The organism is Rhodococcus sp. P3_B8, from assembly GCF_056402775.1.
On sequence record NZ_JBFUGT010000117.1, the window covers coordinates 1 to 19197 of the forward strand.

Consider the following 19197-nt stretch of genomic DNA (forward strand, 5'->3'; position numbering starts at 1 on the left):
GCGGGGACGAACCCCACCGGAGTCGATGATCCACCGGCGCGCGGTGGACGCGGTCACCTCGGCGGCGCACGCCGCCTCCACCACGGTCGCGCCTTGCGTGCGACACTGCCAGAACAACAACCGCGCCCGCTCCGAAGCCGGCGGTCGACCGATCATCACCATCTGCGACACCCCTCATCATCAGGGACGTTGCAACGACCGGTTGAACCCGCCCAACCACAAAGGCGCACGGGTGCGAAGCGCCTAGGCCAGGCCCGACAGCGGCGGCGGGGTGTTCTCGTCACGCCAGGCGATGGCCTCCTTCAGCGTGCCGAGGTCGTAGTCGGGGCCGCCCACACCCACGGTGAACAGGGTGACGCCGGCGTCGACGTGGGCTGCCGCGTCGTCGACACCCGGCCACGACGTGGAGTGCTGGATGCTGTCGGGGCTGCGTCCGGCATCCCGTGCGTACCCGGCGAGGATCCCCGACTTACGTTTGTACGTATCCATGTCGCTGAAGCTGTGCCAGATGTCGCCGTACTGCCCGACCAGCGGCAGTGTCTTCTTCTCGCCGCCACCGCCGATGAGGATCGGAATGTGCCGGGTGGGTGCGGGTTCCAGCGTGCCGAACCGGGCGGTGATCCGCGGAAGGTACTCGGCGAGCAGGTTCAGCCGCGATCCCGCGGTACCGAATTCGTAGCCGTACTCGTCGTAGTCGCGCTCGAACCAACCCGAGCCGATGCCCAGGATCAGCCGTCCGCCGCTGATGTGGTCGACGGTGCGGGCCATGTCGGCGAGCAGATCCGGGTTCCGGTAGCCGGCACACGTGACGAGTGCGCCGATCTCCACCCGCTCCGTCTGCTCGGCGAACGCCCCGAGCATCGTCCAGCACTCGAAGTGGGCGCCGGCCGGGTCGCCGTACAGCGGATAGAAATGATCCCAGTTGAAGACGATGTCGACGCCGGCGTCCTCGGCGCGCAGTACCGCGTCGCGGATCAGCCCGTAGTCGGGCGCGTGCTGCGGCTGAAGTTGGACACCGATGCGAACTGGACGAGTCATTCGTGGCTCCTCGGAGTAGACGTTGGGCCTTCTCGATCCATAGTGCTCGCGCGACGGTCGGGCGCACAACGAACCCGCCGAGCGGGCGATTTGAGCGGGCGAATGTACCGTCCGGCGCCCCAGATACGCCAAGCGGTACATTCACCCGGTTGTCGGCGCGTCTTCCGCCCATCGTCTCCGAAATGGACGAGGACGCATCACCACCCGACTGCACGGCGGACGTGGAAGACTGGGTGTGTGAAGGTCACGCAGAGGCCTGACCCGCCCACCGGCATCCGGCGGGCGTTCTTCCGCGTGCCGATCTACCTCTACCGCGTCCACCTCGGTTTTCTCCTCGGGGGCCGATTCCTGCTCCTCGAACACGTCGGGCGCAAGACCGGCGCCCGGCGGCAGGTCGTGCTCGAGGTGGTCAACCACGACGCCGTCGGCGACGGGTACGTGCTGGCCGCCGGGTTCGGTCCCAAGTCCGATTGGTACCGGAACCTGCGGGCGCAGCCGAACGCGAGGATCCAGGTGGGCGGCCGGCGACTGTCCGTGACAGCCGAATTCCTCGATCCCGAGACCGGTGCGGACTTCATGGCGCACTACGGGTCGGAGCATCCGAAACTCGGAATGCGGATCGCCCGGGGCATGGGCTTCGACGTCGACGGCAGCGCGGCCGACTTCCGGGCGGCCGGCCGTGAGATCTGTTTCGTCCGGCTGCGCCCCCGCGCCTGAGGCACCTCAGTTCAGCCGTACCCCGCCCGCCAGGAGCATGGTCCGTAGGACGAAAGCCGCCTCGGGGCCGATGATCTCCCCGACCAGGGTGAGGTAGCGGTCCACGTACTCCGGTCCGTGCGGTGCGACCGTCGGGTACTCGGGGTCGGACGGATCCAGGTGATGGGCCACCTCGTGGAGCACCACCAGTTCGCGGAACGCCCAGGCATTTCCGTTCCGATGCTCGGGGACCGCGATTGTGGCGCAATCGCTTTCGTAGTGGGCGGCCTTGTTGCCCGACCGCGCGCGGACGTGAACCGGGGTGGCCGCCCGCGTCCACGTCGACCGCACCCAGTTCAGGGCGAGCACCCGGTCTACGTAGTCCTGCACCGAGTCGATCGACGCGAATTTGCGTTCCACCGGCAGCGTCACCTGCGACCCCATCACGTCCACGACGCGCAGCCCGCGCTCGTCGGCGCGGTCGAACATGGTGCGCACGAGGCCTTCCGCGTCGTACACGGCGGTCCGCTGAGTGTCGCGGGGTCGCTTCACGACGGGATCTGCTTGCGGGCGGTCGACAGTTCGGGTGAGTTGCTCAGGCGGGCGGTGCGGGCGGCGCGGTCGCCTGCCCGGCGGGCGCTCGACGAATGTCCTGCGGACGCCCGCCCTCCGCGCCACGTGCCGCGGGCCTGCGAGTTCTCCGAGTAGTAGTCCTTCAGCTCGAGCTGTTTGTCGCGCAGGACCAGCGCCGTCTCCGCCGACGACTCCGGCACGGACACCGCCTGCTCCTCGGCCTCCTTCTTGGCGTCGGCGAGGCGCTGCCCGATCCGCGCGGCGTAGGCGAGCTGGAAGTTCAACCGGGCGGTGACACCGGCGACGGGGCGCCGCACCCGTGTCGCGACGCGGCGGCGTCCGCGCTTCTCGACCTGCGTCCGCACCGTCGTCTCGCCGCGGTACTCCCCCGACTTGATGTAGGAGTCGGACGCCCGGACCATCTGGATCAGCAGGCTCGCGTACAGGGCTTCGCAGACGTCGATGTCGCCGGCGAACCCGTACGCGTAGATGACGGCCGACGTCTGGGCGATGTCGCACTGGACGTCGTTGGCGGCGGCGATCACCAGGAACAGTTGCGCGTACGTGCGCAGACCCTTCTTCCCCGGTTCACCGATGGTGATCAGGCGCTGCGTGGGAGTGGCGCGCTTCTCCCGGCCCGCCGCGTGTGCGCGCGCCACCGCGAGGTCGATCGAGGAGGCGGTGGCGAGCCGCTGGGCGGCGGCCATGAAGGCCTCGCCCTCGTGCGGGTTGTCGGTGGATTCCGCCTGCCGGAGGAGCCCACCGATGCGGGTCAGCATCTTGTCGGAACTCACCCAGGCAGGCTAGCCCCCGTGCGCCTTTCTGGTCGTCGGCGCTACCAAAAAGGCGCACGGGCGGCGGAGCCGCCTACAGCCGCTCGAGGTCGTCGAGGATCAGGTTTGCGCCGGTGAGGCCGATGCCGGTGATCCACACCCGGTAGTCGGTCTGGCGGATGCCGTCGCGTCGTGACGGCCCCATCTGCCCGATGAGGACGGGGTCGATCCCCAGTTCTCCCGGTGCGGACGTGTTGGCGACGAACGCGATGTCGGAGTCGATCTGGCCGACGTTCTCGAGCGAGATCTCGGACATGTCGTTCTTCGCGTCCCACGGCTGCCCGGTGATGGTGTAGCCGGCCGCGGTCAGCACGGAACCGGAGAAGGTGCCGGGCCCGTGCAGGCGCAGACCGTCGTCCATCACGCGGATGACGTGCGCGGTGCGTCCCCGGTTGGTTTCGGTCAACGCGGCGGCGCGAGCGTGGAACGCCGACAGCTTCTGCTCGGCTGCTTCCGTCTCACCCATGGCCTCGGCGAACAGCCGCAGCGTCCCCTGCCAGTCGACCGCAGGCGACACGGAGAAGACGGTGGGCGCGATCGCGGACAGCGCGTCGTACAGGTCGCCGTGCCGCTGCTTGCTGCTGAGGATGAGGTCGGGCTGCAGCGCGGCGATCGCCTCGAGGTTCGGTTCGGCGATCGATCCGACGACGGTGGTGCTGTCGAGACCGCCGCCCAGGTAGGCGGGCAGCGCGTCGGCGGAACCGGCCTGAGCAGCCCCGACCGGTGTCTTCCCGAGCGTGACGACGGTGTCGATAGGCAGGCTGTCGAGGGCGACGATGCGACTGGGCCGGTTGCTCACCGTCGTCGTGCCCATGGCGTGGGTGACGGTGCGCTGGGCGCCGCTGTCACTGCCGGTTGCCGCGTCGGGTCGCGCGCAGGCGGCGGTGAGGGCGGCCAGTGCGGCTGCTCCCAGCCCGGCCCCGAATTCGCGTCGCGTCAGGGCGTCGACGATCTCCTGCCATTGGACGTCGGTGACATTCGGAGAGCACGTGGCTGAACGCATCCTGGACCTCGATCTCGAAGGGGGTAGAAGATAGGCGAACCTAACCTTATACAGTCTGCTGCGTGAGCGTGCAGACGACGATGTCGCCCGAGGGGTGGAGGCCACCGGCCTGCGCGGCGCTCTCCCGGTCACTCCAGGAGCCGTTGTGCGGCACCGCGCCCCGGGTGCGCGGCTGGCTGCTGATCGAGCAACCCGGACCGTGGGGCCGCGACCGGCTCCGGCAGAGCCGCCTCGACCCTGTCCTGGGCGACGCGCTCGCCGCCCGGTGCGCCGACGCGGGAGTGCGTCCGGTGCTGATCCGCACCCGGCAGCGCCGCGACGTCGCCGCCGGACGTCACGTCTACCTCGTGCGTCCCGGACGAGCCGACGGCTGGGCGGAGCGTCTGCTGGTGCGTGAGGACCGGGAGCTGCTCGACCTCGATCTCGACCTGCCACCCGGAGTGGGGGAACGCCTCGACCCCACCGAGTCACTGTTCCTCGTCTGCACCCACGGCAAGAAGGACGCCTGCTGCGCGTCGTTCGGACGCCCCGTCGTCACCGGCCTCGGCCACCGCGACGGACGGGTCTGGGAGTCGACGCACGTCGGCGGCGACCGGTTCGCCGCGACCGTGGTGTGCCTGCCGTCGGGCATCTACTACGGCCGGGTCACCGCGGAGTCCGCGGAACACATTGTCGCCGAACACGATCGCGGACGCGTGGTGCTCGAGCACTATCGCGGCCGGTGCACCGACGACCCGGTGATGCAGTTCGCCGAGCACACCGTGCGGGCCGAGCGGTCGCTGCTCGGACTCGACGACGTGATCCCGCTGTCGGCGGTCCCACGCCCGGACGGAGACACCGACGTCCTGGTCCGGCACCCGGACGGCACCGACCTGGTTCGGGTTCGCACGACCCGCGCCGAACCCCGCCTGACCGCCTGCAGCGCGGGTGTCGTGGACAGCCCGGACCGGTTCGAGGCGGCTCCGCCACCCGTGCGCCGTTCTGGTAGCTAGGGCAACCATAAAGGCGCACGGGCGCGAAGCGCCCCTTGCGGCAGGAGGTCTCGTTGCGGTTGCGCCGGCGACTCGTGGTGTTCACGCGGAATTCACCGCGCCGATTCATCGGCACATTCATCCCCAGCTGTGGAGAAACCTGTAGATGAATGCCACCAACATGATTCGGACCGAGGCTAATTCGGCCGAATCGTCATCGGTGGCTTCGCGACGAGGCCTGACGGCGGTTGCGCGAGCCGATCATCCACCGACCCGTAGGTGAGTGAGAAAGTGCGTCAACAGGTACATTCTCACGCACCTGTGCGCGGCGCCGGGTAGAAGGGACTTCGACGTTCATGGCCACAGTGACCTATGACGGTGCCACCTGCCTGTTCCCCGGCTCGGACAAACCGGCCGTCGATACGCTCGACCTGAAGATCGAGGACGGTGAGTTCCTGGTCCTCGTCGGCCCGTCCGGCTGCGGCAAGTCGACGTCGCTGCGGATGCTGGCCGGGCTCGAGGACGTCCACAGCGGACGGATCCTCATCGGTGACCGCGACGTCACCACCCAGGAACCCAAGGAACGCGACATCGCGATGGTGTTCCAGAACTATGCGCTGTACCCGCACATGTCGGTGGCCGAGAACATGGGTTTCGCGCTCAAGCTCGCCGGCGCCGCGAAGGACGACATCCGCACGCGTGTGGAGGAGACGGCGAAACTCCTCGACCTCGAGCCGTACCTGGACCGCAAGCCGAAAGCGCTGTCCGGCGGTCAGCGGCAGCGCGTCGCGATGGGACGTGCCATCGTCCGGCAGCCGCAGGTGTTCCTGATGGACGAGCCGCTGTCCAACCTCGACGCGAAGCTCCGCGTGCAGACGCGCACCCAGATCGCGCAGCTGCAGCGCCGGCTCGAGACGACGATGGTGTACGTGACGCACGACCAGGTCGAGGCCATGACGATGGGCGACCGGGTGGCGGTGCTGAAGGACGGGGTGCTGCAGCAGTGCGCGTCGCCCCGCGACCTCTACAACCGGCCCGCCAACGTGTTCGTCGCCGGCTTCATGGGGTCGCCGTCGATGAACCTCTTCACGCTGCCGATCACCCCCGACGGGGTCGTGCTCGGCGACGCGACCATTCCGCTGCCCCGGCAGCTGCGCGCGGATACCGACGAACGTGAGGTCGTCGTCGGGATCCGCCCCGAACACCTGGAACTGTCGACCACCGGTATCCCGATGGAGGTCGCGGTGGTGGAGGAACTCGGATCCGACGCCTACATCTACGGCCGCAGCACCGTCAACGGGGAGACGCAGCAGTTGGTGGCCCGCGCCGACTGGCGGAACCCGCCCCGCAAGGGTGACCTGGTGAAACTGCACGTCGACCCGTCCCAGGTGCACCTGTTCTCGGCGTCCGAGGGCTACCGGCTGAGCTGAACCGGCGGTGAACGGAACGGCTCGTGACCGATTCAGGTCGGGGGTAATGCGGCACTTCGACGGTGTTCCATGCCACAGTATGTTCCGACACCGCGCCGGTGCCGCGAGTTCTGTCGTGCCGGTAACGGGTTCATCCACATCTACCTACGGGGAGACTCCATGGTTCAGATTTCGAGAGCGGTCCGGCGCGCCGCGGTGTTTGCCACCGCTGCCTCGCTGGTCACGCTCACCGCTTGCTCGAGCGACAGCGGCAGCGACTCCACGTCGGAGAACCTCGACGGTCGCGGACCCATCACGTACGTCGAGGGCAAGGACACCACCGAGACCGGTGTCGTCCGCCAGATCATCGACGTGTGGAACGCCGAGCACCCGGACGAGCAGGTGACGTTCAAGGAGCAGTCGAATGACGCCGATCAGGCGCACGACGACCTGGTCCAGCACCTGCAGGCCAAGCAGTCCGACTACGACGTCGTCGCGCTCGACGTCCCCTGGACCGCGGAGTTCGCGGCCAAGGGCTGGCTGCAGCCGCTGACCGGCGAGTTCGCGGTGGACAACACCGGAATTCTCCCCGCCACGGTCGACAGCGCCACCTACAACGGCACCCAATACGCCGCGCCGAAGAACACCAACGGCGGCCTGCTGTACTACCGCAGCGACCTGCTGCCCGCCGCACCGAAGACGTGGGCCGAGCTGGCCGCCGCGTGTGAGGTCGCGAAGACCAACAACATCGACTGCTACGCCGGTCAGTTCGCACCGTACGAGGGCCTGACGGTGAACACCGCCGAGGTCATCAACGCGTACGGCGGCTCGTTCGTCGGCGAGGACGGCAAGACGCCGACCGTCGACAGCCCCGAGGCCCGCGCAGGCCTGCAGGTGCTGGTCGACAACTTCAAGAACGGTGACATCCCGGCCCAGGACACCACGTTCAAGGAGCCCGAGAGCCAGAAGGCGTTCGAGGACGGCAAGGCGTTGTTCCTGCGCAACTGGCCGTACGTGTACGGCACCGCCGACAAGGATTCGTCCGCGGTCAAGGGCAAGTTCGCGGTCGCCCCGCTGCCCGGCAAGGACGGCATCGGCGCCTCGACCCTCGGTGGCTACAACGCGGCCATCAGCGCGTACTCCGAGAACAAGGCCACGGCCCGCGACTTCCTGACCTTCCTGCAGGGTGAGCAGGCGCAGCGGATCATCGCGCTGGGCTCGCTGCCGCCGGTCCGCGCTGCGCTGTACGACGACCCGGAGATCATCGCGGCCTACCCGTTCATGCCGACGCTGAAGGTGTCGATCGAGAACGCCGTCCCCCGTCCGGTCACGCCGTTCTACCCCGCCGTGTCGAAGGCCGTGCAGGACAACGCCTACGCTGCCATCAAGGGTGAGAAGTCGGTGGATCAGGCGATCACGGACATGCAGTCCGGCATCCAGTCCGCAGGCTCGTAGAGCACAGGAGTGAACATGGCCGTTCCGACTGGGACCACCAGTGGAGCGCCGGCCCGTCCCGCGGCCGGGGATAACGACCCCGGCCGCGGTTCGCGTGAGGTGAACGAGAACAGGCGACGCTTTGGGCTGAGCAGTCGCCGCGCGTGGCTGTTCGTCGTCCCGACGCTGGCCGTGCTGGCCGTCGTCATCGGCTACCCGGTGATCCGGGCAGTGGTGATGTCGTTCCAGAAGGACGCGGGACTCGATCCGACGACCGGCATGTTCGTCGAGGGCGGCTGGGCCGGGTTCACCAACTACACGCACTGGATTCTGCAGCAGTGCACCTCCCCGAGCGGGGTGGCCGTGGCGTGTCCGCCCGGCACGCTCGGCTCGCAGTTCTGGTCGGCCGTCGGGAACACCGCGTTCTTCACGGTCGTCACGGTGGGCCTCGAGGTCGCGATCGGCCTGTGGATGGCGATCATCATGGGCAAGACGTTCAAGGGCCGCGCCCTGCTGCGTGCGGCGGTCCTGATCCCGTGGGCCATCCCGACCGCGGTCACCGCCAAGCTCTGGTACTTCATCTTCGCCTACGACGGCATCGCCAACCGCCTCCTCGGCACCGAAATTCTGTGGACGTCGGACGCGTGGCCCGCGCGATTCGCGGTGATCATCTCGGACGTCTGGAAGACCACCCCCTTCATGGCCCTGCTGATCCTCGCCGGCCTGCAGATGATCCCGCAGGACGTGTACGAGGCGGCTCGGGTCGACGGCGCCTCCGCGTGGCAGCGGTTCCGGCAGATCACGCTCCCGCTGGTGAAGCCGGCGCTGATGGTCGCGATCCTGTTCCGCACGATGGACGCCCTGCGCATGTACGACCTCCCCGCCATCCTGACCGGCGGCAACCCCGCCACCACGACGGTGTCGATCCTCGTGGTCGACCAGGTGCGGCAAGGATTCAACAGCGCGTCCGCGCTCTCCACCATCACGTTCCTCCTGATCTTCGCGGTGGCGTTCGTCCTCGTGAAATTCCTCGGTGCCAACGCCGTCGAGACTCAGGAAGCCCAGCGAAAGGGGCCGAAGTCGTGACCCATCGCGCCCCGGAGCTCGAACTCCCGAGCAGGCCCGTCCGCCGCAACCGTCCGAAGCGGTTCGCTTTCAAGAACTCCCGCATCTACATCGGTGTCGCGATCATCCTCGTCTGGGGGCTTGCCCCGTTCTACTGGATGATGGTGACGGCGTTCCGCGACCCCGACTACACGTTCGACACCACACCCTGGCCCACGCACGTCACGCTCGAGAACTTCCAGAACGCGTTGTCGACGAGCAGCGGCAACAACTTCACCCGGGCCGTCGTCAACAGCATGATCATCGGCGGTATCACCACCGTCGTCGCCCTCGCCGTCGGCATCTTCACCGCCTACGCGCTGGCCCGCATCGAGTTCCGGTTCAAATACGTGGTGGTCGGGATCGTGCTCGGCGCGTCGATGTTCCCCGTCGTCGCCCTCGTCACCCCGCTGTTCCAGCTGTTCACGAACATCGGCTGGATCGGCACCTACCAGGCGATGATCATCCCGAACATCTCGTTCGTCCTGCCGCTGACCATCTACACGCTGACGTCGTTCTTCAAGGAACTCCCCTGGGAGCTCGAGGAGGCGGCCCGGATCGACGGCGCCAGCCGCGGTCAGGCGTTCCGTCTGGTGATGTTGCCGCTCGCGGCGCCCGCCCTGTTCACCACCGCCATCCTCGCGTTCATCGCGACCGTCAACGAATACCTGCTCGCCAGCCAGCTCTCCAGCGATGCCACCGAACCGGTCACGGTCGCGATCGCCCGGTTCTCCGGCAACGACCCGCACGTCGTGCCGTACGCGGCGATCATGGCGGCGGGCACGATCGTCACCATTCCGCTGGTGATCATGGTGCTGCTGTTCCAGCGTCGCATCGTGTCGGGCCTGACGGCCGGCGGCGTGAAGAGCTGACGGTCGAGCGGAGCGAGGGGAAAGGTGTCGGCCATGCATCCGGTGGCGAAGCGGCAGCGGCTCGAGGTTCTGATCGGCGTCCTCGGGTTCTTCACGGTGATGGCGTTCATCGCCGCTGTCGTCGAGGTCGTCCGCGGCGACCCCGGCGTCACCCCCGCGCTGGTGTTGCTCGGATGCCTGGTGCTGTCGGGGCTGGCGATCGTCGCCCGGAATCGGGTGCACTGAAACAGTACGGTCGGTATGGATATTTGCTGACCGTTAGCGCGGCGAGCGTCACACTCGAGGCCGTTCACATAACATACGTACGGGTGGGTGCGATGATCCTCCGTGACCGGATAACTGACCGGGAGTGTGGAAGTGAGTTCTGGCAACGACGCGACGGGCAATCATGCCTCCGAACCGGGGGGCACACCGCCCGTGGACGACGGTGCGGCTGACACGACCACTCCACCACCGGACGGGCAGAAGAAGCGCAACCGGTGGCGCACGGTCCGCCGGGTCAGCCTGGTCGTGATCGCGTTGCTGCTGGTCGTCCCCCTCGTCGGGTTCCTGGTCAGTTACGTCCGCGCCGAGGTCCCGCGCCCGTCGGACATGAAGACCAATCAGGTGGCCACCGTCTTCGCCGCCGACGGCACCACCGAGCTGACCAAGGTGATCCCGCCGGAGGGCAACCGCACCGAGATCGCGCTCGACGCCATTCCTCAGCACGTCCGCGACGCCGTCCTGTCGGCGGAGGACCGCAACTTCTACTCCAACCCCGGCTTCTCCGTCACCGGATTCATGCGTGCCGCCCGCGACAACGTCCTCGGCAAGGAAAGCGCGGGCGGCGGGTCGACGATCACGCAGCAGTACGTGAAGAACGTGCTGGTCGGCGCGGACCGCAACGTGTACCGCAAGATGCGCGAACTCGTGATCTCCACCAAGATGGCCCGCGAGTGGTCCAAGGACGAGATCCTCGCCGCCTACCTGAACACCATCTATTTCGGCCGCGGCGCGTACGGCATCGAGGCGGCGTCGCGCGCCTACTTCGACAAGCCCGTCGGCGACCTGTCGGTGGCCGAGGGCGCGGTGCTCGCCTCCGTGATCCAGAGCCCGTCCTACCTCGACCCCGAGGCCAACCTCGACCAGCTGCAGGCCCGCTGGAACTACGTCCTCGACGGCATGGTCGCGATGGGTGTGCTCGCTCAGCAGGACCGCAGCGCGACCGAATTCCCGGTCACCGCCCCGTCCAACCGGCCCACCGACGCCAACTCCGCGCCGGGGCCCGACGGCCTGATCCGCAACCAGGTGCTGCGCGAATTGTCGGACGCGGGGATTTCCGAGCAGACTCTCAACACCGAGGGTCTGCAGATCACCACCACGATCGATCCGAGGGCGCAGCAGTCCGCGATCGAGGCCGTCCACGACAACCTCGAAGGGGAGGATCCGGGGCTGCGGACCGCAGTCGTGTCGATCGATCCCCGCACCGGCGGGGTGCGCGCGTACTACGGCGGCGAGGACGGCGCCGGCTTCGACTACGCCCAGGCGCCGTTGCAGACCGGGTCGTCATTCAAGGTGTTCGGCCTGGCCGCCGCACTGGAACAGGGCATCCCCCTCTCCGCCCGCTTCAGCAGTGCTCCGCTGACGGTCGGCAGCGTGCAGATCGGCAACGTCGAGGGCGAGTCCTGCGGCACGTGCACCATCGCCGAGGCGACGAAGCGGTCGCTGAACACGAGCTTCTACCGGTTGATGATGTCGCTGGACAACGGTCCGCAAGCCATCGCCGACGCCGCCCACAAGGCGGGGATCCCCGAGTTCATCCCCGGGGTGCAGGGCAAGACGCTCAGCGAGAACGGCGGCGAACCCGAGGGCGGCATCGTCCTAGGCCAGTACCTGTCGCGGCCGATCGACATGGCGTCCGCGTACGCGACTCTCGCGGCGTCGGGCATCTACCACCAGCCGTACTTCGTGCAGCGGGTCGTGACCGCCGACGGCGTCGTGCTCCTGGACCGTGCGCCGAGCCCGGGTGAGCGCCGGCTCGATGCCGCGGTGGCCGACAACATCAGCCAAGCTCTGATGCCGATCGCCTCCTACTCGCGTGGCCACGCCCTGGCGGGGGGACGCCCGTCCGCGGCGAAGACCGGCACGGCGCAGCTCGGGGACACCGGTGAGAACAAGGACGCCTGGATGGTCGGTTACACGCCGTCGCTGGCGACGGCGGTGTGGATCGGCAAGGCCGACGCCACCGCCATCAACAACAGCTGGGGCGGCCTGATCTACGGTTCGGGTCTGCCGTCCGACATCTGGAAAGACACGATGGACGGCGCCCTCGAAGACACCGATTGGGAAGACTTCCCGTGGCCCGACCCGATCGGCGGCCAGGCCGGTGTGCCCACGTGGTCCGGTCAAACCAGCGGCGACGGAACGGGAACCGGCACCAGTGGGGTTGTCCCGCCGCCCGGTGCCCCCACCCCGGCGCCCGTCGAGGTTCCGCCCCCGGCCGTCCCGGTCCCGCCCGTCCCCCCGGTGCCCGCACCCGTCCCGGCGCCGACCCAGATCGAAATCCTCCCGGGCGTCATCATCCCGCTGCCGGGTTAGCCGAGGTTCTGAATCCCGCCGCGCGGCGGAGTCCTGTTCGGCAGCACCACAACCCGCAGCGCGGCGCGGAGGCTTTCCTTCGTCTTCGCCCAGGCCGTCGCCTCGTCCTCGCACATGTCGGCCTCTTCGGGCTCCTCGTCGCGGGCGAGTTCCGCGTTGTGACGCCACTCGAACTCCTGCTCGGTGCAGAGCCGGAGGAACTCGAGGATGGTGTCGCGGTCGCGTCCGCAGATCTCCGCCACGTCGTCCGGGTCGAGCCCGCTCTCCGAGTCGAGGTGGATCAGGGTCACGAGCGCGGCGGGGAACTCGTCCTCGCATTCGTGGTCGGCGTACGAGGACGTGGCGCCGGGTGTGGAATTGAGTTTGCCGCCGAGCTTTTCGGCGAACGCGTCGTCGACGGTGTCCACGAAATGCTCGAACATCCGGAACACCGACACCAGATGATCCGCGACGAACGGTGACCCGTCGACGCGCATGACGGCAACCACGTTGTCGACGATGAGCAGGAACTTGATGTCGGGCCACTGGCGGTTGAGGTCGGCGAGCGCCTCCGCGGTGCGCGTGCGATCGCTGATCGTGTGGACCACGCGGGCGAACACCTCGACGCGGGCGTCCTCCTCGATCACCCGCACATACGTGGGGAGGTCGCCGACCCACACGAGGATGTCGCCGTCCGCGTCCTTGCCCGGTGCCTGATCGAGCATCGATTCGACCGCGGCATCGACACGGTCGCGCAACCCGGCGCCGTCACGCAGCTGGGCCGGGGCGTCAGCAGAGCCGAACTCCGGAGTCTCGTCCCGGCCACCGGTGATCGCCTTCAGGAACGAGGGATGCAGAAGGTCCCAGATCTCCCGGAACACGGTGACCGTCATCGACGCCAGCAGGTGGGCGTCCTCCCGGTCGGCGTCGAGGTAGTACGACGCGGAACCGTTGCCCTCGTCGACGTGCTCGCACTGGTCGGGGCGGTTCCAGCCGAGCTCGATCAGCCGATCGTGCTCCTCCTCGGTGAGCGCCCGCGCCGGGTGCAGGAAGCGGTTGGACGGCACCTCGCACCGCACCTTGTCGCCGGCCCACGCGAAGAACCGCACGCACGCGGCGGTCTCGACGAGGCCGTCGTCGACGCTGTCGTACTGCGACTGCAGCACCAGTTCGTCGTCGTCCTCCATAGCGTGCACGTACCCGGTCAGACGGTCCTGGAGCTCGGTCCAAGCGTCGTCGATCTCTCGATCGAAAGTGTTGTCGGACATCACGCCTCCCTCGATGAATCCTGGGTGTCACCGTAGAGGGAGGGTCTGACAAGAAATCGAACACAAAGGCGAATGCACCTTTCATCGCCGTGAAGACGACGAAAGGTGCATTCGCCCGATATTGCTGCGTGGTGAACTACGCGTCGATGATGAACGCCTCGAGCTCGGTGCGAGCCTTGTCGTCCGCCATCTGGACCGGCGGGGACTTCATCAGGTACGCGGACGCCGGGTAGACGGGTCCACCGATGCCGCGGTCCTTGGCGATCTTGGCTGCGCGGACGGCGTCGATGATGATGCCGGCCGAGTTCGGGGAGTCCCAGACCTCGAGCTTGTACTCCAGGTTCAGTGGAACGTCACCGAAGGCGCGACCCTCGAGGCGGACGTACGCCCACTTGCGGTCGTCGAGCCAGCCGACGTGATCCGACGGGCCGATGTGCACGTTGCCCGGACCGAGGTCGCGCGTCAGGTTCGACGTCACGGCCTGCGTCTTGGAGATCTTCTTCGACTCCAGGCGGTCACGCTCGAGCATGTTCTTGAAGTCCATGTTGCCGCCGACGTTCAGCTGCATCGTGCGGTCGAGCTGCACGCCGCGGTCTTCGAAGAGCTTCGCCATCACGCGGTGGGTGATGGTGGCGCCGACCTGCGACTTGATGTCGTCACCGACGATGGGGACGCCGGCGTCCTTGAACTTCGCAGCCCACTCGGGGTCGGAAGCGATGAACACGGGCAGGGCGTTGACGAACGCGACGTTCGCGTCGATGGCGCACTGGGCGTAGAACTTGTCGGCGTCCTCGGAACCCACGGGAAGGTACGAGACCAGCACGTCGACCTTGGCGTCCTTGAGAGCCTTGACGACGTCGACGGGCTCGGCCTCGGAGATCTCGATGGTCTCGGCGTAGTACTTGCCGATGCCGTCGAGGGTGGGGCCGCGCAACACCGGAACGTCGGCCGGCGGGACGTCGGCGATCTTGATGGTGTTGTTCTCGCTGGCGAAGATGGCCTCGGACAGGTCGAATCCGACCTTCTTGGCGTCGACGTCGAACGCGGCGACGAACTGGACGTCGCGCACGTGGTACTTGCCGAACTTGACGTGCATGAGGCCGGGAACGGTCGCCGTCTCGTCGGCGTCCTTGTAGTACTGCACGCCCTGAACCAAGGACGAGGCACAGTTCCCCACGCCCACAATGGCCACGCGCACCGCGGTGCTGTTCTCACCCATGGTCGGGTTCTCCTTTTTTCTTAGGTGTTGCTGTCGATTGCTCGGCGGCGATCAGCTCGTTGAGCCAGCGCACTTCACGCTCACTGGATTCGAGACCGAGCTGGTGGAGCTGCTTGGTGTAGCGATCCAGCGTGCCGCTCGCTTTTCCGATCGCGTCGCGAAGCGCCTCACGACGCTCCTCGACCTGGCGTCGTCTGCCTTCGAGAATCCGCATCCGCGCCTCTGCGGGAGTGCGGCTGAAGAAGGCGAGATGAACGCCGAATCCGTCATCGGTGTAGTTCTGCGGACCCGTGTCGGCGACCAGTTCCTTGAACCGCTCCTTGCCGATCGGGGTGAGCTGGTAGACGCGGCGGGCGCGACGCTTGACGGTCCCCGGAGGGCCTGCGTCCTCGGCGATCAAACCGTCTGCCTGCATGCGTCGGAGCGTCGGGTAGAGGGAACCGTACGAAAAGGCGCGAAATGCACCCAGTAGTCCCGTCAACCGTTTGCGCAGCTCGTATCCGTGCATGGGTGACTCGTGGAGCAGCCCGAGAATTGCCAATTCGAGCACGTCCACCCCCTGAGTCGCCCGACCTAACCGCGTGATGCGATTCAAAACTATATCGCACCGATATATAGGAGGATACGCGCGCTCGATACATGGGACAAGCCGTCACAGGTTGTTAACACCGGTCCGGGTGTCCGGCTGCGTCGCCGAATGTCACACCGGTGCCGTCTGACTGAACGAATGTCACATCGGGCGACCAACCAGCGGCCGACGGAACCCAGCGGGCACGACCCCGGACGCTCAGTCCTCGTAGGGGTAGATGTCGAACGGTTCGCCGTCGAATCCGACGACCATGTGTCCGGTGTGGCCGGCGGCGTTCTTCACGTGGATGGAGATGGTCGGCGGTCCGTCGTCGGACCCGGGTTCGTACCGGAAGGAGACGATCTCCACCGCGCCGTCGGGGACGCGCAGGGTTTCGGGTGCCCCGGCGAGCAGGCGGGCGATCGCAACCTGGTCGACGGTGCCGAGGTCGAAGGACTTCTCGTCGTCGGATCGGGTGGAGGAGCTGCCCCAGTCGTCGAATTCGCCGTCGTAGAGGTAGGAGTCGGATTGCCGGGCGTTGCCGGCGGACGGCCGGTCGAAGACGGCGTGGGCCGGGTAGAGGCCGAGTTCGTCGGCGACGGTGTCGCCGTATTCGGCGCGGTACTCGTCGAGGAAGAAGTGCAGCCCGGCGCCGGTGGTGAGCTTCGGCACCGATTTCGCCGGGCCGAGGTCGCTGTTCGCGACGGCCCCGGCGATGCCGCCCACGGCAGCTGCGGCGACGACGAGGACCGCGGCATACACCCACCGCCGCGACGAGCGACGGCGTCGCGGCGACACGACGGGGCTGGCCGCGAGCCGGCCGGGGATCTGGAGGTCCCCGATGAGGCGGTCCAGTTCGTCGAACGTCTTCGCCCGCATCGCCGTGGAGGTGCGGGAGGCGTGTTCCTCCGCGGACAGTTGCCCGTCGGCGAGCGCGGCGTCGAGCATCCCGCAGGCGTCGGCGCGGTCGGAGTCGCGGGCGCGGATTCCCGCGAGTGTGGTCCTGGGCATCTGCGTCCTATCGGCCGAAGGGGTAGACGCTCAAAGGCTCACCGGACGGGGCGAGTTCCATGTGTCCGCTCTCGCTGAATTCGTTGGTCACGTAGATCGACACGCTGGGGCCGTCCTCGTCGGCTTCGAACGAGATGTGGCTGACTTCTCCGTCGGGGACGTTGAGGCTCACCGGGGCACCCACGACCGTTCCGCCGATCCGATCGAGGTTCAGCGTCGACAGGTCGAACACGGGTGTGTCGACCTTCCGGGTGGTCGGGGTTCCCGACGGCGTGAACCCGCCGCGGTAGTCGTAGCGGACCATCCGGTTCGGTTCGAGGGGAAGCGCGCGTTCGAGGCTGGCGTGGCCGCCCTCGTAGAGGGTGAGGTCGTCGACGATCAGGTCGCCGAACTTGGCGCGGTACCGGTCGAGGAACACCTTCATGCCCTCGGGGGTGACGGGATTCGGTGTCGCGACGACCAACGGTTCGACGGAATCGAAATCGACCTGCTGCGCGACGGGGGGGCACGGTGGCCTGCGCGTCGTCGCTGTCGACGAGCGTGAAGGCGCCGACGGCCGCCACCACTGCGGCGACGGCGACGGCGGCCGGGAACCAGTGCTTGGCGGTGTCGCGTGGGGGACGTGCGTCCGGTGGTGCGTCGGCGGGCCTTTGCAGGTCACTGACCAGGACCTCGAGGTCGGCGAGGGTGCGCGCCTCCGCGGCGAGTTCGGACATCGCGCGGTGTTCCGCCTCGTTGATCTGGCCGTCGCCGAACGCGGCGTCGAGCAGTGCGGACGTGTTGGCTCGATCGACGTCGCGTGCCCGCGTGTTCGGTGGGTATCGGCTGGCCACGGGTGGATCTTAGAACTAGTTCGCGGGGTTCACCTGCCATACGTCTCCGCCGAGCGTCGCCCGCAGGTAGCCCCCGCCGGTCTGTTGCTTGTCGTAGACGTACACGTTGATCGTCGGTCCCTTGCCGCCGTCGGCGAGGAGAACGTGCCCGATGGTGCCGTCCGGGACTCCGACCAGCCGGGGTGCGTCGGCGATGAGCGCGACGAGTGCCGGCACGTTTACCTGCGCGAGGTCGACCTCGCCGGTTCCGGGGAGGCGCTGCGTGCGGATGCCCGACGGCTTGAACCCGCCGCGGAAGTCGTACCGGTCGACCTTGTCGGGCGCGTCCGGGGCTGTCCGCGACAGGATCGCGTACTCGTCGTACAACCCCAGTTCGTGGACGGTGAGGTCGCCGAACTTCTGCCGGTACTGCTCGAAGAGGGCGTGGATCCCGTCCTGGGTGAGGGGCTGCGCCTGGCCCACGATGATCGGTTCCACCGCGGGCACCTCGACCTCCGGCTGGGCGAGTGGCTTGTCGACCTGCACCGGGACCGGTGGCGTGGCGGGGTCCGGGCCGTCCTGCTCGGTGAGCGCGAGACCGACCGCGCCGACCGTGATCACCGCACCGCAGGCGAGCGCGATCCGCAATGCCCGGTGGGGCGATCCCGGTGTCCGGACAGGTGCCTGTGCGGTGATCGACGACGGCAGCTGCAGGTCGCTGATCAGCAGGTTCAGTTCGGCGAGGGTCTTCGCCGACATGGCCTGGGCGGTGCGGTCGTGGTACTCGCCGGCGCCGAGCTGCCCGTCGGCGTAGGCGGCGTCGAGCTGGCTGCATGCGTTGACCCGATCGAGGTCACGTGCGCGAGTCTGCGAGGACGGTCCTGAGGCCACACCGGCATCGTAGTGCGGCAACCGTGTTTGACCAGCGTCACTCGACCGACCCCTTCTCTCCGGACGCGACGCACGTACTCTGGTCTCCGTGCGGATACAGCGGCAGGTGGTGGACTATGCGCTTCAGCGCCGGTCACTCCTGGCCGAGGTCTACTCGGGCAGGACGGGTGTCACGGAGGTGTGTGACGCCAGCCCCTACCTGCTTCGTGCCGCAAAGTTCCACGGCAAGGGCAGTGATGTGGTGTGCCCGATCTGCCGTAAGGAGCAGTTGACTCTGGTCTCCTGGGTCTTCGGTGACAAGTTGGGCCCGGTGTCGGGTTCGGCTCGTACGGCCGAGGAGCTGGTGCGTCTCGCGTCCACTCAGGAGGAGTTCTCGGTTCACGTGGTCGAGGTGTGCCGGACATGCAGCTGGAACCATTTGGTCCAGTCCTATGTTCTCGGTACCGTGCCCGAACCGAAACGGCCCAGGCGTTCGTCGCCACGGCCGCGGCCTCCGAGCCGTCGAACCGCGAGCGAGTAGACACGCCCGAACACGGACGCGGGCAGAAGAGTGCCCACAGACGTAACGCAGGACTGAAGCCGGTCCACAACCACTGGAGATTTGTACGTGAGTTCCCCCCGCAGCAACGCCCCGGGTGATCGACCGAACGGACCGAGACGACCGAGTGGCCCCCCGCCACAGGGACGCCCCGGAGGTCCACCACCCCGCGGCGGACAGCCTGCGGGTGGGCCCCCGCCGGGCCGATCGGGCGGCCCGCCGCCGCGTCGGATGYCGCCTCCRCCCCCGCAGGGTGGTGGCCGTCCCCCCGGCCCGCCGCCTCGTCGTCCCGGTCCGCCGCCGCAGGGTGGTGGGCGTCCGCCGGGTCCCCCGCCGCGTCGTCCGGGCCCGCCGCCCGGACGCCCCGCAGGCGCGCCCCCGGTGGCGCGTAACCAGTCGGG

The 19197-nt window shown here is 68.0% G+C and carries 20 protein-coding genes and 1 pseudogene; 10 read left to right on the top strand and 11 right to left on the bottom strand.

Annotation, left to right across the window (positions count from 1 at the left end; all coding sequences use genetic code 11):
- Positions 1 to 243 precede the first annotated feature (243 nt).
- On the bottom strand, positions 244 to 1038 hold the full coding sequence (locus AC1D1G_RS26900) for an LLM class F420-dependent oxidoreductase (protein WP_477954387.1): 795 nt from the start codon (positions 1036 to 1038) through the stop codon (positions 244 to 246).
- Between the two features lie 237 nt (positions 1039 to 1275).
- On the opposite strand from AC1D1G_RS26900, the gene AC1D1G_RS26905 reads away from it, so the two are divergent.
- The gene (locus AC1D1G_RS26905; RefSeq protein ID WP_477954388.1) at positions 1276 to 1755 is read left to right on the top strand and encodes a nitroreductase family deazaflavin-dependent oxidoreductase; all 480 of its coding nucleotides are present in this window, start codon (positions 1276 to 1278) and stop codon (positions 1753 to 1755) included.
- 6 nt (positions 1756 to 1761) lie between these two features.
- Here AC1D1G_RS26905 and AC1D1G_RS26910 read toward each other — a convergent pair whose 3' ends face one another.
- The 3 genes from AC1D1G_RS26910 to AC1D1G_RS26920 form a co-directional block, all read right to left on the bottom strand.
- Positions 1762 to 2286, bottom strand: coding sequence for a TIGR04338 family metallohydrolase (locus AC1D1G_RS26910; RefSeq protein ID WP_317571458.1), 525 nt, complete (start codon positions 2284 to 2286; stop codon positions 1762 to 1764).
- Positions 2283 to 3101, bottom strand: a complete 819-nt coding sequence (locus tag AC1D1G_RS26915; RefSeq protein WP_317571459.1) for a DUF2786 domain-containing protein — start codon at positions 3099 to 3101, stop codon at positions 2283 to 2285. Before AC1D1G_RS26915 ends, AC1D1G_RS26910 begins: the two co-directional genes overlap by 4 nt.
- 73 nt (positions 3102 to 3174) lie before the next feature.
- Positions 3175 to 4143, bottom strand: coding sequence for an ABC transporter substrate-binding protein (locus tag AC1D1G_RS26920; protein ID WP_477954390.1), 969 nt, complete (start codon positions 4141 to 4143; stop codon positions 3175 to 3177).
- Between the two features lie 62 nt (positions 4144 to 4205).
- Between AC1D1G_RS26920 and AC1D1G_RS26925 the strand changes: the two genes are divergently transcribed.
- From AC1D1G_RS26925 to AC1D1G_RS26955, 7 genes are all read left to right on the top strand, one after another.
- Positions 4206 to 5135: a sucrase ferredoxin gene (locus AC1D1G_RS26925; protein ID WP_283333296.1), complete on the top strand. Its 930-nt coding sequence runs from the start codon at positions 4206 to 4208 to the stop codon at positions 5133 to 5135.
- A gap of 335 nt (positions 5136 to 5470) precedes the next feature.
- Positions 5471 to 6544: an ABC transporter ATP-binding protein gene (locus tag AC1D1G_RS26930; protein ID WP_283352219.1), complete on the top strand. Its 1074-nt coding sequence runs from the start codon at positions 5471 to 5473 to the stop codon at positions 6542 to 6544.
- A gap of 159 nt (positions 6545 to 6703) precedes the next feature.
- Positions 6704 to 7978, top strand: coding sequence for an ABC transporter substrate-binding protein (locus AC1D1G_RS26935; RefSeq protein ID WP_283352218.1), 1275 nt, complete (start codon positions 6704 to 6706; stop codon positions 7976 to 7978).
- A 15-nt stretch (positions 7979 to 7993) separates the two neighbouring features.
- Positions 7994 to 9043 carry a carbohydrate ABC transporter permease gene (locus AC1D1G_RS26940; RefSeq protein WP_283352217.1) on the top strand — a complete coding sequence of 350 codons (1050 nt, stop codon included), beginning with the start codon at positions 7994 to 7996 and terminating at the stop codon, positions 9041 to 9043.
- Positions 9040 to 9933, top strand: coding sequence for a carbohydrate ABC transporter permease (locus AC1D1G_RS26945; protein ID WP_005249640.1), 894 nt, complete (start codon positions 9040 to 9042; stop codon positions 9931 to 9933). Before AC1D1G_RS26940 ends, AC1D1G_RS26945 begins: the two co-directional genes overlap by 4 nt.
- 33 nt (positions 9934 to 9966) lie before the next feature.
- Positions 9967 to 10158 carry a hypothetical protein gene (locus AC1D1G_RS26950; RefSeq protein WP_105420079.1) on the top strand — a complete coding sequence of 64 codons (192 nt, stop codon included), beginning with the start codon at positions 9967 to 9969 and terminating at the stop codon, positions 10156 to 10158.
- A gap of 132 nt (positions 10159 to 10290) precedes the next feature.
- Entirely contained in the window at positions 10291 to 12510 is a 2220-nt protein-coding gene (locus AC1D1G_RS26955; protein WP_477954392.1) for a transglycosylase domain-containing protein, read from the top strand.
- On the opposite strand, the gene AC1D1G_RS26960 is transcribed toward AC1D1G_RS26955, so the two are convergent.
- From AC1D1G_RS26960 to AC1D1G_RS26990, 7 genes and pseudogenes are all read right to left on the bottom strand, one after another.
- Positions 12507 to 13757: a T3SS (YopN, CesT) and YbjN peptide-binding chaperone 1 gene (locus AC1D1G_RS26960; RefSeq protein WP_283352216.1), complete on the bottom strand. Its 1251-nt coding sequence runs from the start codon at positions 13755 to 13757 to the stop codon at positions 12507 to 12509. The two genes, AC1D1G_RS26955 and AC1D1G_RS26960, sit on opposite strands and share 4 nt — an antisense overlap.
- A gap of 136 nt (positions 13758 to 13893) precedes the next feature.
- Positions 13894 to 14976, bottom strand: coding sequence for an inositol-3-phosphate synthase (locus tag AC1D1G_RS26965; protein WP_141470615.1), 1083 nt, complete (start codon positions 14974 to 14976; stop codon positions 13894 to 13896).
- Positions 14969 to 15526: a PadR family transcriptional regulator gene (locus tag AC1D1G_RS26970; RefSeq protein ID WP_005264441.1), complete on the bottom strand. Its 558-nt coding sequence runs from the start codon at positions 15524 to 15526 to the stop codon at positions 14969 to 14971. The genes AC1D1G_RS26965 and AC1D1G_RS26970 overlap by 8 nt, the downstream gene beginning before the upstream one ends.
- A 237-nt stretch (positions 15527 to 15763) precedes the next feature.
- The gene (locus AC1D1G_RS26975; RefSeq protein WP_477954393.1) at positions 15764 to 16555 is read right to left on the bottom strand and encodes a DUF1707 SHOCT-like domain-containing protein; all 792 of its coding nucleotides are present in this window, start codon (positions 16553 to 16555) and stop codon (positions 15764 to 15766) included.
- A gap of 7 nt (positions 16556 to 16562) precedes the next feature.
- Positions 16563 to 17018 carry a hypothetical protein gene (locus AC1D1G_RS26980; protein ID WP_477954396.1) on the bottom strand — a complete coding sequence of 152 codons (456 nt, stop codon included), beginning with the start codon at positions 17016 to 17018 and terminating at the stop codon, positions 16563 to 16565.
- 247 nt (positions 17019 to 17265) lie between these two features.
- Positions 17266 to 17388, bottom strand: a pseudogene (locus AC1D1G_RS26985) (DUF1707 domain-containing protein); the annotation flags it as partial.
- 15 nt (positions 17389 to 17403) lie between these two features.
- Positions 17404 to 18258 (bottom strand): DUF1707 SHOCT-like domain-containing protein, encoded by an 855-nt coding sequence (locus AC1D1G_RS26990; RefSeq protein WP_477954394.1) that lies wholly within the window; start codon positions 18256 to 18258, stop codon positions 17404 to 17406.
- Between the two features lie 88 nt (positions 18259 to 18346).
- On the opposite strand from AC1D1G_RS26990, the gene AC1D1G_RS26995 reads away from it, so the two are divergent.
- Both AC1D1G_RS26995 and AC1D1G_RS27000 read left to right on the top strand, forming a co-directional pair.
- A complete protein-coding gene (locus tag AC1D1G_RS26995; RefSeq protein ID WP_029539769.1) occupies positions 18347 to 18778 on the top strand; it encodes a DUF5318 domain-containing protein in 432 nt (143 codons plus the stop codon).
- A gap of 145 nt (positions 18779 to 18923) precedes the next feature.
- Positions 18924 to 19197, top strand: a 274-nt coding sequence (locus tag AC1D1G_RS27000) for a hypothetical protein (RefSeq protein ID WP_477954395.1), incomplete at its 3' end; no start/stop codon positions are given.

Coding starts and splice junctions, on each gene's coding strand:
- AC1D1G_RS26975 (WP_477954393.1), bottom strand. CDS start 16,555: ATGCCCAGGACCACACTCGCGGGAATCCGCGCCCGCGACTCCGACCGC.
- AC1D1G_RS26965 (WP_141470615.1), bottom strand. CDS start 14,976: ATGGGTGAGAACAGCACCGCGGTGCGCGTGGCCATTGTGGGCGTGGGG.
- AC1D1G_RS26935 (WP_283352218.1), top strand. CDS start 6,704: ATGGTTCAGATTTCGAGAGCGGTCCGGCGCGCCGCGGTGTTTGCCACC.
- AC1D1G_RS26930 (WP_283352219.1), top strand. CDS start 5,471: ATGGCCACAGTGACCTATGACGGTGCCACCTGCCTGTTCCCCGGCTCG.
- AC1D1G_RS26900 (WP_477954387.1), bottom strand. CDS start 1,038: ATGACTCGTCCAGTTCGCATCGGTGTCCAACTTCAGCCGCAGCACGCG.
- AC1D1G_RS26960 (WP_283352216.1), bottom strand. CDS start 13,757: ATGTCCGACAACACTTTCGATCGAGAGATCGACGACGCTTGGACCGAG.
- AC1D1G_RS26940 (WP_283352217.1), top strand. CDS start 7,994: ATGGCCGTTCCGACTGGGACCACCAGTGGAGCGCCGGCCCGTCCCGCG.
- AC1D1G_RS26920 (WP_477954390.1), bottom strand. CDS start 4,143: ATGCGTTCAGCCACGTGCTCTCCGAATGTCACCGACGTCCAATGGCAG.
- AC1D1G_RS26950 (WP_105420079.1), top strand. CDS start 9,967: ATGCATCCGGTGGCGAAGCGGCAGCGGCTCGAGGTTCTGATCGGCGTC.